At 62.7% G+C, this 15499-nt stretch carries 14 protein-coding genes; 9 read left to right on the top strand and 5 right to left on the bottom strand.

Going from position 1 to position 15499, the window contains the following annotated elements:
- Window positions 1–126: 126 nt before the first annotated feature.
- The 4 genes from AC0KW6_RS17900 (at window position 127) to AC0KW6_RS17885 (ending at window position 4243) form a co-directional block, all read left to right on the top strand.
- Window positions 127–2259, top strand: a complete 2133-nt coding sequence (locus AC0KW6_RS17900; RefSeq protein WP_474035570.1) for a malate synthase G — start codon at window positions 127–129, stop codon at window positions 2257–2259.
- 128 nt (window positions 2260–2387) lie between these two features.
- Window positions 2388–2816 (top strand): GlcG/HbpS family heme-binding protein, encoded by a 429-nt coding sequence (locus AC0KW6_RS17895; RefSeq protein ID WP_323780474.1) that lies wholly within the window; start codon window positions 2388–2390, stop codon window positions 2814–2816.
- A 120-nt stretch (window positions 2817–2936) separates the two neighbouring features.
- The gene (locus AC0KW6_RS17890) at window positions 2937–3716 is read left to right on the top strand and encodes a gamma-glutamyl-gamma-aminobutyrate hydrolase family protein (protein WP_323780477.1); all 780 of its coding nucleotides are present in this window, start codon (window positions 2937–2939) and stop codon (window positions 3714–3716) included.
- The gene (locus AC0KW6_RS17885) at window positions 3605–4243 is read left to right on the top strand and encodes a GNAT family N-acetyltransferase (RefSeq protein WP_474035569.1); all 639 of its coding nucleotides are present in this window, start codon (window positions 3605–3607) and stop codon (window positions 4241–4243) included. Before AC0KW6_RS17890 ends, AC0KW6_RS17885 begins: the two co-directional genes overlap by 112 nt.
- 45 nt (window positions 4244–4288) lie before the next feature.
- Here the strand turns inward: AC0KW6_RS17885 and AC0KW6_RS17880 are convergent, their stop codons facing one another.
- Complete coding sequence (locus AC0KW6_RS17880; protein WP_323780483.1) at window positions 4289–6529, bottom strand: xanthine dehydrogenase family protein molybdopterin-binding subunit; 2241 nt, start codon at window positions 6527–6529, stop codon at window positions 4289–4291.
- A gap of 4 nt (window positions 6530–6533) precedes the next feature.
- Complete coding sequence (locus tag AC0KW6_RS17875) at window positions 6534–6998, bottom strand: (2Fe-2S)-binding protein (RefSeq protein ID WP_474035568.1); 465 nt, start codon at window positions 6996–6998, stop codon at window positions 6534–6536.
- A gap of 94 nt (window positions 6999–7092) precedes the next feature.
- Here AC0KW6_RS17875 and AC0KW6_RS17870 point away from each other — a divergent pair, with 94 nt between their 5' ends.
- Window positions 7093–7674: a TetR/AcrR family transcriptional regulator gene (locus tag AC0KW6_RS17870; RefSeq protein ID WP_474035567.1), complete on the top strand. Its 582-nt coding sequence runs from the start codon at window positions 7093–7095 to the stop codon at window positions 7672–7674.
- Window positions 7675–7708: 34 nt separating this feature from the next.
- On the opposite strand, the gene kynA is transcribed toward AC0KW6_RS17870, so the two are convergent.
- The 3 genes from kynA to AC0KW6_RS17855 form a co-directional block, all read right to left on the bottom strand.
- Window positions 7709–8542 (bottom strand): tryptophan 2,3-dioxygenase, encoded by an 834-nt coding sequence (kynA, locus tag AC0KW6_RS17865; RefSeq protein WP_323780492.1) that lies wholly within the window; start codon window positions 8540–8542, stop codon window positions 7709–7711.
- 148 nt (window positions 8543–8690) lie between these two features.
- Entirely contained in the window at window positions 8691–9884 is a 1194-nt protein-coding gene (gene kynU / locus AC0KW6_RS17860; RefSeq protein WP_474035566.1) for a kynureninase, read from the bottom strand.
- Window positions 9885–9991: 107 nt separating this feature from the next.
- Window positions 9992–10363, bottom strand: a complete 372-nt coding sequence (locus tag AC0KW6_RS17855) for an MmcQ/YjbR family DNA-binding protein (protein ID WP_474035565.1) — start codon at window positions 10361–10363, stop codon at window positions 9992–9994.
- Between the two features lie 358 nt (window positions 10364–10721).
- Between AC0KW6_RS17855 and AC0KW6_RS17850 the strand changes: the two genes are divergently transcribed.
- From AC0KW6_RS17850 to AC0KW6_RS17835, 4 genes are all read left to right on the top strand, one after another.
- Window positions 10722–11675, top strand: coding sequence for an MBL fold metallo-hydrolase (locus tag AC0KW6_RS17850; RefSeq protein ID WP_323780504.1), 954 nt, complete (start codon window positions 10722–10724; stop codon window positions 11673–11675).
- A 224-nt stretch (window positions 11676–11899) separates the two neighbouring features.
- A complete protein-coding gene (locus tag AC0KW6_RS17845) occupies window positions 11900–12349 on the top strand; it encodes a methyltransferase family protein (protein ID WP_323780506.1) in 450 nt (149 codons plus the stop codon).
- A 138-nt stretch (window positions 12350–12487) separates the two neighbouring features.
- A complete protein-coding gene (locus AC0KW6_RS17840; protein ID WP_474035564.1) occupies window positions 12488–14059 on the top strand; it encodes a Re/Si-specific NAD(P)(+) transhydrogenase subunit alpha in 1572 nt (523 codons plus the stop codon).
- Window positions 14060–14074: 15 nt separating this feature from the next.
- On the top strand, window positions 14075–15499 hold a 1425-nt coding region (locus tag AC0KW6_RS17835), incomplete at its 3' end, for an NAD(P)(+) transhydrogenase (Re/Si-specific) subunit beta (RefSeq protein ID WP_474035518.1).

Here is a 15499-nt window from a genome sequence, read left to right as displayed (position 1 = left end):
CAGCACTTTCTTGAAAATCAAGAAATTGAGTTCGGTTTCAGAGGTAGGCTGTTTTGTTGCCGGTCGGAAACTTCTCCCCTAGTTATGAAGCAGCATACAGTGGTGTACCGTCCAAAGGAGCAAGTCATGAGCCGGGTCGAAAAGCAGGGAATTCAGGTTGCGCTGGAACTGGCGGACTTCATCGAAAAGCAGGCGTTGCCCGGCACCGGTGTCGAGGCGGAGACGTTCTGGAAAGGCCTGGCGGCATTGGTGAACGGCTTCGGGGCGGAAAACCGCGCGCTGCTGGAGAAACGGGAAAAGATGCAGGCGGAAATTGATGCCTGGCATATCGCCAACCGGGACAAGCCGCATGACCATGAGGCCTATAAGGCGTTCCTGGCAAACATCGGCTATCTGCTGCCCGAAGGCGGCGATTTTGAGATCGAAACGCAGAACGTGGACCCTGAGATCGCATCGGTGCCGGGGCCGCAGCTGGTGGTGCCGATCACCAATGCCCGCTATGCGCTGAACGCCGCGAACGCGCGCTGGGGCAGCCTGTATGATGCTTTCTACGGCACCGATGCAATGGGCACGCCGGCGCCCAAGGGCGGTTACGACAAGGGCCGCGGCGCGCGGGTTGTGGCGCGGGCGCGGGTGTTCCTGGACGAGGCTTTTCCGGTCGATGGTGCCAGCCACGCCGATGTGCGCCGCTATTACGTGCAAGACGGGCAGCTGCTGGTCGACGACCTGCCGCTGGCGCAGCCGGAGAAATTCGCAGGCTACCGCGGCAACCCGAAGGCGCCGGAGGCGGTTCTCTTGCGTAACAATGGCTTGCATGTGGAGCTGGTTTTTGACCGCGCCCATGCGATCGGGGCGCGCGATCAGGCGGGGCTGGCGGACGTGCGGCTGGAAAGCGCGATGTCTGCAATCATGGATTGCGAAGACTCGGTGGCTTGCGTTGATGCCGAGGATAAAGTGCAGGCCTATTCCAACTGGCTGGGGCTGATGAAGGGCGATCTGGAGGCGAAGCTGGACAAGGGCGGAAAGAGCATTACCCGCCGTCTGAACCCGGATTTCGGCTTCACTGCGCCGGATGGCTCTGCGATGTCCGTAAAAGGCCGGGCGGTGCTGTGGGTGCGCAATGTGGGCCATCTGATGACCAACCCGGCGGTGCTGGATCAGGATGGCAACGAGGCCTATGAAGGGCTGCTGGACGCGCTGATCACCGTGATGATCGCCAAGCACGACTTGAATCGCGAGGGCGGCAACTCGGCCCACGGTTCTGTCTACGTGGTGAAGCCCAAGATGCATGGGCCGGAGGAAGTCGCTTTTACCGACCGGATCTTCGGCAAGGCCGAGGATATCCTGGGCCTGCCGCGCCACACCGTGAAGATCGGCATCATGGATGAGGAGCGCCGCACTTCGGTCAACCTCAAGGAATGCATCCGCGCGGCCAAGCACCGGGTGGCCTTCATCAATACCGGTTTCCTGGATCGCACCGGGGACGAGATCCACACCTCGATGGAGGCGGGGCCTTTCTCCCGCAAGGACTTCATCAAACGCAAGGGCTGGATCGGCGCCTATGAGAACCTGAACGTGGATATCGGGCTGGAATGCGGCCTGAGCGGCAAGGCGCAGATCGGCAAGGGCATGTGGGCGATGCCGGACATGATGGCGGCGATGCTGGAGCAGAAGATCGAGCATCCGAAATCCGGTGCCAACTGCGCCTGGGTGCCAAGCCCGACCGCCGCCACCCTGCATGCGCTGCATTACCACAAGGTGGATGTGTTTGCGGTGCAGAAACGGCTCAAAGCAGGCGGCCGCCGCGCCCATGTGGATGGGATTCTGGAAATTCCGCTGGCCACCTACCGCAAATGGACGCCGCAGCAGATCGCACGCGAGGTGGACAACAACGCGCAGGGCATCCTGGGTTACGTGGTGCGCTGGGTCGATCAGGGGGTGGGCTGCTCCAAGGTGCCGGACATCAATGACGTCGGCCTGATGGAAGACCGCGCCACCTGCCGGATTTCCGCCCAGCACATTGCCAACTGGCTGCATCACGGCGTTGTTTCCAAAGAGGAGGTGATGGGCAGCCTTCGCAAGATGGCCAAGGTTGTGGATGAGCAGAACCGCGGCGACAACACGTACCGTTCGATGGCACCGGGCTATGACAGCATCGCCTTCCAGGCGGCCTGCGATCTGGTGTTGAAGGGCCGGGTGCAGCCATCGGGCTATACCGAGCCGGTGCTGCATGCCCGCCGTCTGGAGTTGAAGGCTTAGGAAGCTGCTGGCTGACCGCGGCAAACTGACCGCATGAAACAGTTTCCCCGCAATTAGGGGTAGTCAAAGGGGGCCTTTTGGCCTCCTTTTTCCTTTTGTGACGTCAGGTAACGGGAGGAAGTACGCCAATGTCAGGGATATCACTGGATCAGGCCCGCACGATCATCTGCAAGGCGCTGGAAAGCGGCCGCGCATTGCGGCTGAAACCGCTGTCGGTGGTTGTGCTGGACGCAGGCGGCCATGTGCAGGCGTTCGAACGCGAGGATGGCGCGGCGCCGGGCCGGTTTGCGATTGCGCAGGGCAAGGCCTATGGCGCGGTGATGCTGGGCATGGCGGGCACGGCGCAGATGGCCCGGGCAGAAGCACAGGCCTATTTCATGGCGGCGGTGAACGGTGTCTATGGCGGCCAGGTTGTGCCGGTGCCGGGCGGAGTTCTGGTGAGGGACAGTGAGGGTGCCGTGATCGGGGCCGTGGGTGTCACAGGCGACACCTCGGATAACGATGCGATTGCCGCAATGGCTGGCATCGAGGCCGCAGGTTTGCAGGGGGAGATCTGAATCGCAAGGGTATTCCGCAGCGTTGTGCGCGGCTGAACAGTCTGTTGCGCCGTGTTCCCCGTTGAAGTGTCGGCCGCAGGGAGCTAAGTTTTTCTTCACACAGCAAAAGAAGAGCGGACTATGGCCCGGCCCAAAGTTGGCATCATCGGAAATTCCTACCTGATCAACGATCAGTATCCTGTCCACGCGGGCGGAACCATGAACTCCGAGGCGATCGCCGAAGTGGCGGGTTGCATGCCGCTGATGATCCCGTCAGATCCGCGATTTGTCACGGTGGACGAGCTGCTGGAGAGTTTTGACGGGTTTCTGCTCACCGGCGGGCGCCCGAATGTGCACCCGCATGAGTACGGCGAGGCCGAGACCGAAGCGCATGGTGCCTTTGACCGGGCGCGCGATGCGATCACCCTGCCGCTGATACGAGCCTGTGTTGATCGCGGCCAGCCGTTCCTGGGAATCTGCCGCGGTTTCCAAGAGGTCAATGTGGCGATGGGCGGCACGCTGCACCCGGAAATCCGCGACCTGCCTGGGCGGATGAACCACCGGATGCCGCCGGATGGCACGCTGGAGGAGAAATTCGCCCTGCGCCATATGGTCAGGTTCACTCCCGGCGGCGTGTTCCACCGGCTGTTCGGAGCCGAAGAGGTGATGACCAATACATTGCACGGCCAGGGGATCAAGCGCCCGGGCGCGCGGGTGGTGGTTGACGGGCAGGCGCCCGATGGCACGCCTGAAGCGGCTTATATCAAGGATGCGCCGGGCTTTACCATGTCAGTGCAGTGGCACCCGGAATGGGACGCGGCCAGCGATCCGGTGTCGCGGCCGCTGTTCGAGGCGTTCGGCGATGCGGTCAGGGCCTGGGCTGCCGGCGCGGCGCGGGCCGGATTGCAGAGGTCAGCTTAAAAGGTTTGTGTATGGCAGTTTGTGCGAGGCGGGAGGCTGCCGGCAGGCCGTTTTCCTGCGCTATAAGGCAATTCAAGGCAAGTGATGCAGCGGCGCTGGCGGATGTTATCTCGTCCGCTGTTCATGGTATTGCCAGCCGGGTATATTCTCCTGCGCAAATCAGCGCATGGTGCCCAAAGACACCGCCAAGTGACGCGATCCTGCAGAAGCTGTCCGATGGCCGGGCGGTATGGGTGGCGGCAGATGGCGAAGACGTGCCAGTGGCTTTCATCGATCTTGAGGCGGACGGCCATATCGACATGCTGTTCTGCCATCCCCGTGCAGCCGGGCAGGGCGTTGCTGCGATGCTTTACGGAAAACTGGAAGAGGCTGCGCTGCGCCAGGGAATCAGGCTGTTGTATGTCGAGGCCAGCGAAGCGGCGCGCGGCTTTTTCGAACGTGCGGGGTTTGCCTTGGACAAGCGGAGCGAATTTGTGCGCGGCGGTGTGAAAATTCACAACTACCGGATGGTCAAGATTCTGGACTAGGCGAAGACCCTGCGGCCCGCCCTGCGGGGCGGGCTGCAAGCCGTTTCAGACCATCAGGTCAAATTCATGCATCAGGGGCAGGTGGCGCGCGCGTTTGCCGGAAAGGTCAAACAGCGCGTTTGCCAACGCCGGCGCGGCTGGCGGGGTGCCGGGCTCACCTGCGCCGCCCATATGGGCCTGGGTTTCCAGCACCTTCACCACGGTCTTGGGCATCGTATGCATGCGAAGGGCGTCGTAGTCAGGGAAGTTGCCCTGTTCGGCGGCGCCATCGGAAAAGGTGATCTCGCCAAAGCAGGCCGCCGACAGCCCGTATGCCATGCCGCCGAACATCTGGGCCTTGACGATCTCCGGGTCGATCACCTGGCCCATGTCGCAGGCAATCCAGGCCTTGACGATGCGGATTCTGCCGTTTTCCTCCGCAACCTCGATCACCTCGGCCACCGGCGTGCCAAAGCTGTAGCACAGGGCCACGCCGCGTCCCACGCCATCGGGCGTGGCGCCAGTCCAGCCGGACATCTCCTTGACCGCCTCCAGCACACCTGCGGCCGGCTCCCATTCACGGCGGGCCAGGTCCAGGCGGAACTCCAGCGGGTCGGTGCCGGCGGCATGGGCCATTTCATCAATGAAGCTTTCGACGAAAAAGGCGTTAAAGCTGTTGCCGACAGACCGCCAGAAGCCGACCGGGATCTGCAGGTCGGAGATATGCCCGGCCATCCGGTAATTCGGGATTGCATAAGGGGAGTTGAAGAACCCCTCGACGTGCACCTTATCGGGGCCTGCGGGAGTGAAATCCGCCAGCCGCTTCATTGCCTGTTCGGTGGGCGAGGCCGCGGCCACCTTGCCGTCCATCAGCACCGCCGTGCCATCTTTCACCGCGCCGCGCATCCGGGCCATGGCGCCGGGGCGGTACATGTCGTGCTGCATATCTTCCTTGCGGCTCCAGGTAAGCTGAACCGGCACGCCGGGTATCGCCTTGGCGGCGCGGGTGGCGAACACCGCATAGTCGAACTCGACCCGCCGCCCGAAACCGCCGCCCAGATAGGTGGTGCGGATGTCGACCTGCTCGGCGTCCAGCCCTGCCTCGGCGGCGCATTTCGACTGGGTGAATGCCGGCATCTGATTGCCGCACCAGACGGTCAGCTTGCCGCCCTCCAAGAGGGCGGTCGCATTCATCGGTTCCATGGTGGCATGGGCCAGATAGGGCACCTGATAGTCCGCGGTCAGTTCCGTTGCGCCCACGGGCAACTGGTCGGCATCGCCGTCGTCGCGCAGAACCGAATTTGGCGCGTCGTCAAAGGCCTCGGCAATGCGGGCGAAGATCTGATCGGTTTCCGGCGGATAGGGGGCGTTCCCCCAGTCTACTTCGATTGCCTCCACGGCCTGCATGGCCAGCCATGTATTGCTGGCAACCACCGCCACGCCGGCGCCCATGTCGATTACCTTTTCCACGCCGGGCATGGCGGCGGCTGCGGCGGCGTCGAAGCGCTTCATGCCGCCGCCCTGGCGCGGGTTCATCCGCAGCGCTGCAAACTTCATCCCCGGCAGCCGCACGTCGATGCCGAATTCTGCAGTGCCGGTGGATTTCTCCACCATGTCGAGCCGGGGTTGGGATTTTCCGATCAGCCGCCATTCATTGCTCGGGCGCAAGTCCGCTTCCACTGGGTCCAGCTTGGCGGCCTCGATGGCGAGGTCGCTGTAGGGGATCAGGGTTCCGTCCGGTGCAATCACTGCACCCTTGGCGGTGCTGAGCTGGCCGCGGCTGAGGCCGAGCCGTTCTGCCGCCGCCTGTTTAAGCGTCTCGCGGGCGGTGGCGCCAGCATGCCGCATCCGCTTGAACCCGTCTTTCATCGAGGTCGAGCCGCCGGTGCCATGCAGGTTCAGCACTTTGCCGAGATGCCCCAGCGCTTCGCCGATGGAATGTTTGAAGTTGCCGCTGTCATAGCCCTTGCCCGGCAGCGCATCCGCGATGAAGGCGGAGTTGTAATAAGCCTTGGCGGCCGGCCCGTGCAGCACCCGCACCTGGTCCAGTTCCACGTCCAGCTCTTCCGCGATCAGCGCGGCCCAGCTGGTCTTCACGCCCTGGCCCATTTCGGCGCGCGGGGCAAACAGGGTGATGCCCTTCCGGTCGATCAGTACAAAAGGGGTCAGCGCAGCCTCACCCTCCGCCGGTTTCAGCGGGTTGGGGGCTGGGCGGCTGACGTAATAGGCGCCAAAGGCCACGCCGCCGACAATGGCGGCTGAGCCGATCAGGAAGCTGCGGCGGGCGATTTTTCCGATGCTGGCCATGAAATTATGCCTCCTGCATCTGTTTTGCCGCGGCATGGATGGCAGCCCGGATACGCTGGTAGGTGCCGCAGCGGCAAAGGTTGCCCTGCATCGCTTCGTCAATCTCGGCGTCTGATGGGGCCGGGTTTGCTGCCAGCAGGCTGGCCGCCTGCATGATCTGGCCGGACTGGCAGTAGCCGCATTGCGCCACCTGTTGCGCCACCCAGGCCTGCTGGATTGCCGCCATTGCATCAGGCGTTCCGAGGCCCTCGATCGTGGTGACATCCCCCCAGACATCCGACAGTGCCACCTGGCAGGAGCGCACCGCCTCGCCATCGATGTGCACCGTGCAGGCGCCGCAGGCTGCAACGCCGCAACCGTATTTGGTGCCGGTGAGGCCGACTTCATCGCGCAGCACCCACAGGAGAGGCACATCGTCAGGCAGATCCACCTGATGGGAGTTTCCATTGATGCGGAGCGTGGTGGACATGGCGTGCCTTCCTCTGATGCGGTAATGACAAATGTAACCATAAGTGTCAGTGTGTCAATTGACGTTTTTGGCGAACAATGTCAGAAGTAAACTCATGAACATGGCAGGCATTGATCCGAAACAGCAGGCAATCCTGGGGGCCGCTTGGGTAGCGTTCTCCACCTATGGGTTCCGCAAAACCTCGATGGACGACATCGCCAAGGGCGCGGGCATGTCGCGCCCGGCGCTCTATCTGCATTTCAAGAACAAGGAAGCGATCTTCCGGGCGCTGGTGGACGCGTACTACGGCAATGCGGCGGAGAATGTCCGGGCCGGGCTGGCGTCGGAAGGGCCGATGGCTGAGCGCCTGCTGGCCGCATTCGAGGGGCAAGGCGGCGAAGCGATTGAATCGATGCTGGCCTCGCCGCACGGGATGGAGCTGTTTGAGATCACCAAGAGCGTGGCAGGCGCGCAGATCGAAGAAGGCGAGGAAGCTTTGCGCGGGGTTTATGCCTCCTGGCTGCAGCAGCAGGCAGAGGCCGGGCAGGCAGCGCTGAACGGCGATGCTGCAGTGATTGCCCGGACCATTTGCGCGTCCCTCAAAGGCATCAAGCAGGCCGCCGGAGATTATCCGACCTACCAGGAAGGTGTGCGCCAGCTGGCAGCCCTGTTCGCGGCCGGGCTGGCGCCGCGCTGACGGCCGGTCCTGACATTCCGGCCTGCTGCCTGGGTCAAAGCTCGGTGCGCAGGTGCCAGAGTTCGGGGAACAGCTCCACCTCCAGCATCCGTTTCAGATAGCTGACGCCGCCGGTGCCGCCGGTGCCGCGCTTGAAGCCGATAACGCGCTCCACGGTGGTGACGTGGTTGAAGCGCCAGCGGCGGAAGTAATCTTCGAAATCCACCAGTTTCTCGGCCAGTTCATACAGCTCCCAATGGGTTTCGGTGTCGCGGTACACCTCGGTCCAGGCGGCCTGCACGGCCTCATGCGGCACATAGGCTTCGGAGACATCCCGGTTCAGCACGGCATCCGGCAACGGGAATTTTTTCGCAAGGGCCTTCAGCGCCACGTCATAAAGCGAGGGCTGGGCCAGCTCGGCTTCCAGCAGCGCCAGGGTATCGGGGCGGTGCGAATGCGGGCGCAGCATCGCCTTGTTGCGGTTGCCCAGCATGAACTCGATCTGCCGGTACTGGTGCGATTGAAAGCCGGAGCTTTGGCCCAGCTCGTCCCGGAACGCGGTATAATCCGACGGCGTCATGGTGCGCAGCACGTCCCAGGCGGAGTTCAGCTGCTCAAAGATCCGCGCCACCCGGGCCAGCATCTTGAACGCCTGATGCGCCTTGCCGGCCAGCAGCCGTTGGCGGGCCGCGGTCAGTTCGTGAATGGCCAGCCGCATCCACAGCTCAGAGGTCTGGTGCTGAATGATGAACAGCATTTCGTCATGGGTGTTGGTCCATGTCTTCTGCGCGTTCAACAGCATGTCCAGCGACAGGTAGTCACCATAAGACATGCGCCCGTCAAATGACATCTGGGCGCCGTCTTCGGCGGGGTCATAGGGTTTTGTCATCGAAGTGTTCCTTTTCCTAAGTGTATCACGGTTCAGGGAAAGGGAGGGTTTCTCCGGTTCAGGGTGCCGCATTGGGCCAGGCGCCGCCATAGCGCGACCCAGCCCGCCGGGCGGCATAGGGGGACACGGTATGTGCGTGTCAGGCGCATCAGGTGACGGCGCTGCGCTTTTTATATTCGGCGCGGTCCCACAGAACGTTGTTCATGACGTCGGCGATGATCCCGGCCGCGGAGCGCACGTCATTCTCGTCGATATAGAGCGGTGTGAAGCCGAACCGCATGATGTCCGGGGCCCGGAAGTCGCCGATCACGCCGCGGGCGACCAAAGCCTGCATCGCGGCATAGCCCTCGTCGAACTTGAACGACACCTGGCTGCCGCGGAAAGCGGGATCGCGCGGCGAGGCCAGCTCCAGCTGCGGGCATTTTTCCTCGACTTCGGCAATGAACAGGTTGCACAGTTCGATGGATTTGGCGCGCACGGCGTCCATGTCCGCCATGTCCCAGATATCCATCGCCGCCTCCAGCGCGGTCAGCTGGATCACCGGCGGCGTGCCGACGCGCATCCTGTCGATGCCATGGCCAGGGCGGTAGTCGAGATCAAAGGCAAAGGGCGCCTCATGGCCCAGCCAGCCGGACAGCGCCGGGCGGGCGGTTTCCGCGTGGCGGGGCGCAACATAGATGAAGGCCGGCGCGCCGGGGCCGCCATTGAGGTACTTGTAAGTGCAGCCCACTGCGAAATCCGCCTTGCAGCCGGCCAGATCCACCGGCACGGCACCAGCGGAATGGGCCAGATCCCAGACCGTTATCACGTCATGGGCGTGGGCTTTTTCCGTCAGCGCTTTCATATCGTGCTTGCGGCCGGTGCGATAGTCGACCTCGGTGATCATCAGCACAGCGATTTCCTCGGTAATGCTGTCTTCCACCGCCTCCGGATCGACCACCCGCAGTTCATAGTCCGGCCCCAGCGATTTCAGCAGCCCGCTGGCCATGTAGAGGTCGGTGGGGAAGTTGCCGTTGTCCGATAGCACCACCTTGCGGCCCGGGTTCAGCTCCAGCGCCGAGGCGACGGCCTGGTAGACCTTGATCGACAGTGTGTCGCCCATCACCACATGGCCCGGCTCGGCCCCGATCAGCCGCCCGATGCGGTCACCCAGCGCCTTGGGCTTGTCCATCCATCCGGCCTTGTTCCAGCCAGTGATCAGCATCTGGCCCCATTCGTCCTGCATCATCGCGCCAACGCGATCCCTGGCCGCACGAGGCAGCGGACCCAGCGAGTTGCCGTCCAGATAGATCACCCCGTCGGGCAGGTCGAACATCGCTTTGGTTGCTGCAAAATCGGTCATGGGCGCCCTCGCATCTGCTGGGTATTTTAAGCTTAAATATTTTCGGGGTTTGCTACCGTATCGTGGCCCGTCTGTCCAGTGCCTGGCAGCCTGCCTCAGCCCGCCGCTCAGCCGGGAGGCGGATCTGGAATGCCGAATTCGGCCCGTTTGCGTTTGGATAATCCCGCGGTCACCAGCTGGTAGGAAATGGTGATTTGCTCCCGCAACTCCGCATCCGTCAGCCCGGGCGCATCGTAATGCTGCAGCCATTTCATGCCACGCGATGCCAGATAGGGCGCGGGGCGGACGCCGGTGCGCTCCTGCAGCACCTCAAAGGCAATTTCGCCTGCCTTGAAGGTGAAGGCATCCCTGCCGTCAGCCCAGCCGCAGACCGCAAACAGCTTGCCACCTGCTTTCCAGACGTCCGAGTTGCCCCATTGCACAACGTGTTCGGCGGCAGGGAAAGTGGCGCAAAAGCGGTTGAAAGACTCCCGGTTCATCAGGTCTGCCTGCCCGTGACCTCAGTGCATTGGCCGTTCACCGGTCCCGGCCCGGACAGCCACAGCCCCCCCCTGACTTGACGCTCACGTCCTTTTTTACTGCGCCCGGTAATCGCGATCTGCACGCCTTCAGCTGCGAGGGTTTGCGCAATTGCCAGCCGGTTTCCGGTGCCGCCGCCGGTGGCCTGTCCGTGTTTGCCCTGCCGTATCATGCTCTCCGGCCTCCTTGGTTTGCAGGCCAGCCTAACCGGGCAACGGTCTCTGGCAACCCCGCAGTGCCGTCTTGCCGTATAATCTCAGCGTTTACAGTCATATTCACATGTGTGAATGTTGCAGCGCACACCCAGGGAGAGAACCGATGAAAGCCTTTGCCGTTGCTGTCTGCGCAGCCCTGTTGATGCCCTTGCCCGCGCCCGCGAGTGAGGACATTGCTGACCAATACCCGCAGTCCGAGCTCTATTCCAAGCCGGTGGAGGTCATTCCGCACGTGTTTTCCGCCATCGGCGCCACCGCACCGCCCACATATGGGAATGCAGGTCATAACAACAACCTGTCCTTCATCGTGACCTCCGAGGGCGTGGTGGTGGTGAATGCAGGCGCGTCGGATGCGCTGGCCAGGGCCCTGCACGACGAAATCAAGCAGGTAACGGACCAGCCGGTGGTTCTGGTGATCAACGAAAACGGGCAGGGCCACGCGATGCTTGGCAACGGATATTGGCGCGATCAGGGCGTCGATGTGCTGGCCCATGCAGAGGCGATTGCGCAGACAAAGGAAAACAGCGACCTGATCCTGCAGCGGATGCGCGGCTACAACGGGGACCGCGCAGGGGATACCCGTGTCGAACATGCAAATCTGTCCTTTGATGACCGTTATGACCTTAGCCTGGGCGGGGTGGAAATGCAGGTATTGCATCTGGGACCGGCGCATGATCCTGGCGACATACAGATCTGGATTCCTGCCTGGGACATGCTGATTGCCGGCGACATCGCCTTTCATGAGCGGATGCTGCCGGTCTTTCCGCACACCTGCACCAAATGCTGGATCGACACCTGGCAGGACAAACTGGAACCGCTGGAGCCCGCCTACGTGATCCCGGGCCATGGCCACCCGACCAATTTGCCGCAGTTGCGCCGGTTCACTCTCGACTATCTAATGGACCTGCGGGCCAAGATCGGTGCCCATATCGAGGCGGGCGGAGACCTCGCAAGCGCCTACTATGTGGATCAGGCACGCTGGAAAGGGCTGGACACGTTTGAAGAGCTTGCCACCAAAAACGCAGGCCGGGTGTTCGAAGAAATGGAATGGGAATAAACCGCGCCTACTTCAGTACACAAAAATATACGTAGGCTTTCAGGCAAATTTATGCAGGATCATGCCGCAAGCCGGAATAGATTCGTCGTTTCCGTAGTATTGGGGGCATTTTGTCCTTTTCTGAAGGTCCCGGCTGAACTGGTCTGGACGACCAAGCCGGATAAGGAAAGATTGCCCGCAATGTGCATGATTTCAGGACATATTCTGCAAGCGGGCGGGGCGTGATGCGTTGGCTGGATGTGCCGCCCGTCTGGCTGGCGGGCTTTGTTCTGGCGGCCTGGCTGCAGTCCGCACATGCCGCATTCGGGCTTTCTTTCGGAGGCACCTGGGCTGAATTCCTGGGCGGCACTCTGCTCGGCGGCGGCCTGTTGCTGGCTATACTCGCCATCACTGAAATGCGGCGGCAGAAAACCACTGTTATTCCGCACCAGACACCCAGCCGGCTGGTGCAATCCGGGATCTTCAGCCGTAGCCGGAACCCGATCTATCTGGGCGATGTTCTGATCCTTGCGGGCCTGGTGCTGCGGTTTGATGCGGTGCTGTCTTTGCCGCTGATCCCCATCTTCCTATGGGTGCTTGAAAAGCGGTTTGTCATTCCCGAGGAAGACAGGCTGCGGCGGACATTCCGGGCAGACTGGGCCCGCTACGGGAAGAAGGTGCGCCGCTGGATCTGACCGGAACGCGGCGCTGCAGCATGAATTTGCGGCAGTGCAGCAAAATCCTTGCGCAACAATGTTGCGCGTAGTAGAGAAAATCATTGTGATCCGTGCCCAAACATTGCTGGCGCGGGCAAGACGAGGGGGACCCATAAGGTGAAAATAGGGACACCAAAAGAAACATTTGCGGGTGAAAACCGGGTCGGAATGACGCCGGAGTCCGCGACGCAGTTGCAGAAGCTGGGGTATTCTTGCGCGATCGAGGCGGGGGCCGGTGCGGCGGCGGGCTTTTCCGATGCGGCCTATGCGGCGGCGGGGGTCGAGATCATCAAGACGCCGGCAGCGCTTTGGAAAGCCTGCGATATTGTCGCCAAGGTGCGCCAGCCGGATGAGACTGAGCTGAAACGGCTGACCAAGGGCAAGACGCTGATCTCCTTCTTCAACCCGGCCGGCAATGACGCGGGCATGGACGCGGCCAAGGCCAAGGGCGCCAATGTGATCGCGATGGAAATGGTGCCGCGGATCAGCCGCGCGCAGAAGATGGACGCGCTCAGCTCCATGGCCAATATCGCCGGCTACCGCGCGGTGATCGAGGCGGGCAACAACTTCGGCCGTTTCTTCACCGGCCAGATCACCGCGGCGGGCAAGGTGCCCCCCGCAAAAGTGCTGGTGGTCGGCGCAGGCGTCGCGGGGCTTGCCGCGATCGGCACCTCGACCAGCTTGGGCGCGGTGACCTATGCCTTCGACGTGCGGCCTGAAGTGGCCGAGCAGGTGGAATCGATGGGCGCCGAGTTTGTCTATCTCGATTTCGAGGAAGAACAGCAGGACGGCGCCGCCACCGGCGGCTATGCCTCTGTGTCTTCGCCGGAATTCCGCGAAGCGCAGCTGGCCAAGTTCCGCGAGCTGGCGCCGGAAATGGACATCGTCATCACCACTGCGCTGATCCCCAACCGCGAAGCGCCCGAGCTGTGGACCGCGGACATGGTTGCGGCGATGAAGCCGGGCTCGGTGATCGTCGATCTGGCGGCGGAAAAGGGCGGCAACTGCAAGCTGACCGTCGCGGATGAGAAGATCGTGACCGACAACGGCGTCACCATCATCGGCTACACCGATTTCCCCAGCCGGATGGCGGCGCAGGCCTCGACGCTTTATGCCACCAACATCCGCCACATGATGACTGACCTGACGCCGGAAAAAGACGGTTTGGTCAATCACGACATGGAAGACGACGTGATCCGCGGCGCCACCGTGGCCTTTGAGGGCGAGATCACCTTCCCGCCGCCGCCGCCGAAAGTTCAGGCGATTGCGGCCAAGCCCAAGGAGGTGGTGCCGGAGCTGACGCCGGAGGAAAAACGCGCCCAGGAGGTCGAGGCCTTCAAGGCGCAGACCAAAAGCCAGGTCACCCTGCTGGCAGGCGGCGGCGCGCTCTTGCTGCTGGTGGGGCTGTTTGCGCCCGCGAGCTTCATGCAGCATTTCATCGTCTTTGCGCTGGCCTGCTTTGTCGGCTTCCAGGTGATCTGGGGTGTCGCGCACTCGCTGCACACGCCCTTGATGGCGGTGACCAATGCGATCTCCTCGATCATCATCCTGGGCGCCCTGATGCAGATCGGCTCCGGCAGCTGGCTGGTGATCCTGCTGGCGGCGCTTAGCGTCTTCATGGCCGGGATCAACATCTTCGGCGGCTTCCTCGTCACCCGGCGCATGCTCGCCATGTTCCAGAAATCTTAAAGCGAGGCAGGTACAATGGATTACGGTTTCACCACCGCCGCTTACGTTGTTGCGGCTGTTCTTTTCATCCTGTCCTTGGGCGGTCTGTCGGGTCAGGAAAGCGCCAAACGCGCGGTCTGGTACGGCATTGCCGGCATGGCTCTGGCGGTCTTTGCGACCCTGATCGGCCCCGGCTCCGGCCTGTGGCTGTTGTCGGTCCTGCTGATCGCGGGCGGCGGCCTGATCGGTACTTATGTCGCGAAAAAGGTGCAGATGACCGAGATGCCGCAGCTGGTTGCGGCGATGCACTCGCTGGTCGGCCTGGCCGCAGTGTTTGTGGGCTTCATCGCCCATTTCGAGATCGGCAATGCGGCGGCGACCCTGGCCGCGGGCAGCACCGGGGATCTGGGCACCTTTGCCAAGCTGATTGCCAAGAAGACCCCGGCCGAGATCGCGTTTCTGCGGGTTGAGCTGTTCCTCGGCATCTTCATCGGCGCGATCACCTTTACCGGCTCGGTCATTGCCTTCGGCAAGCTGGCGGGCAAGGTCACATCCGCCGCAACCAAGCTGCCGGGCGGCCATATGCTGAACGCGGGCGCCGCAGGCCTCTCCTTTCTCAGCCTGATCTGGTATTTCAACTCCGGTGCCTTCCTGCCCTTGCTGCTGATGACCCTGGCGGCGCTGTTTATCGGCTACCACCTGATCATGGGCATCGGCGGCGCCGACATGCCGGTGGTTGTGTCGATGCTGAACAGCTACTCCGGCTGGGCCGCCGCCGCCATCGGCTTCAGCCTTGGCAATGACCTGTTGATCGTGGTCGGCGCGCTGGTCGGCTCTTCGGGTGCGATCCTCAGCTACATCATGTGCAAGGCGATGAACCGCTCCTTTGTCAGCGTGATCCTTGGCGGTTTCGGCGGCGCGGCGGGCCCGGCGATGGAGATCGACGGCGAACAGATCGCCATCGACGCCGACGGCGTGGCGGCAGCGCTGGAGGAGGCCGACTCTGTGGTGATCATCCCCGGCTACGGCATGGCGGTGGCGCAGGCGCAGCAGAACGTCGCCGAGCTCACCCGCCGCCTGCGCGCCAAAGGCAAGACCGTGCGCTTTGCCATCCACCCGGTGGCGGGCCGCTTGCCGGGCCATATGAACGTGCTGCTGGCCGAGGCCAAGGTGCCCTATGACATCGTGCTGGAGATGGACGAGATCAACGAGGACTTCCCGCAGACGGATGTGGCGATCGTGATCGGCTCCAACGACATCGTGAACCCGGCAGCGCAGGAGGATCCCAACTCGCCCATCGCCGGCATGCCGGTGCTGGAATGCTGGAAGGCGAAACAGGTGTTCGTCTCCAAACGCGGCCAGGGCACCGGCTATTCCGGCATCGAGAACCCGCTGTTCTTCAAGGAAAACACCCGCATGTTCTACGGCGACGCAAAGGCCAGCCTCGACACCCTGCTGAGC

The sequence above is a fragment of the Leisingera sp. SA215 genome (assembly GCF_055902035.1).
The sequence above is the reverse complement of the archived record's forward strand: the minus strand, read 5'-3'. Positions and strand labels throughout refer to the sequence as shown.

Bases quoted from the DNA above. Each gene is read 5' to 3' on its own strand.
- AC0KW6_RS17900 (WP_474035570.1), top strand. From the start codon at position 127: ATGAGCCGGGTCGAAAAGCAGGGAATTCAGGTTGCGCTGGAACTGGCG.
- AC0KW6_RS17895 (WP_323780474.1), top strand. From the start codon at position 2,388: ATGTCAGGGATATCACTGGATCAGGCCCGCACGATCATCTGCAAGGCG.
- AC0KW6_RS17890 (WP_323780477.1), top strand. From the start codon at position 2,937: ATGGCCCGGCCCAAAGTTGGCATCATCGGAAATTCCTACCTGATCAAC.
- AC0KW6_RS17885 (WP_474035569.1), top strand. From the start codon at position 3,605: ATGGGACGCGGCCAGCGATCCGGTGTCGCGGCCGCTGTTCGAGGCGTT.
- AC0KW6_RS17880 (WP_323780483.1), bottom strand. From the start codon at position 6,529: ATGGCCAGCATCGGAAAAATCGCCCGCCGCAGCTTCCTGATCGGCTCA.
- AC0KW6_RS17875 (WP_474035568.1), bottom strand. From the start codon at position 6,998: ATGTCCACCACGCTCCGCATCAATGGAAACTCCCATCAGGTGGATCTG.
- AC0KW6_RS17870 (WP_474035567.1), top strand. From the start codon at position 7,093: ATGAACATGGCAGGCATTGATCCGAAACAGCAGGCAATCCTGGGGGCC.
- kynA (WP_323780492.1), bottom strand. From the start codon at position 8,542: ATGACAAAACCCTATGACCCCGCCGAAGACGGCGCCCAGATGTCATTT.
- kynU (WP_474035566.1), bottom strand. From the start codon at position 9,884: ATGACCGATTTTGCAGCAACCAAAGCGATGTTCGACCTGCCCGACGGG.
- AC0KW6_RS17855 (WP_474035565.1), bottom strand. From the start codon at position 10,363: ATGAACCGGGAGTCTTTCAACCGCTTTTGCGCCACTTTCCCTGCCGCC.
- AC0KW6_RS17850 (WP_323780504.1), top strand. From the start codon at position 10,722: ATGAAAGCCTTTGCCGTTGCTGTCTGCGCAGCCCTGTTGATGCCCTTG.
- AC0KW6_RS17845 (WP_323780506.1), top strand. From the start codon at position 11,900: ATGCGTTGGCTGGATGTGCCGCCCGTCTGGCTGGCGGGCTTTGTTCTG.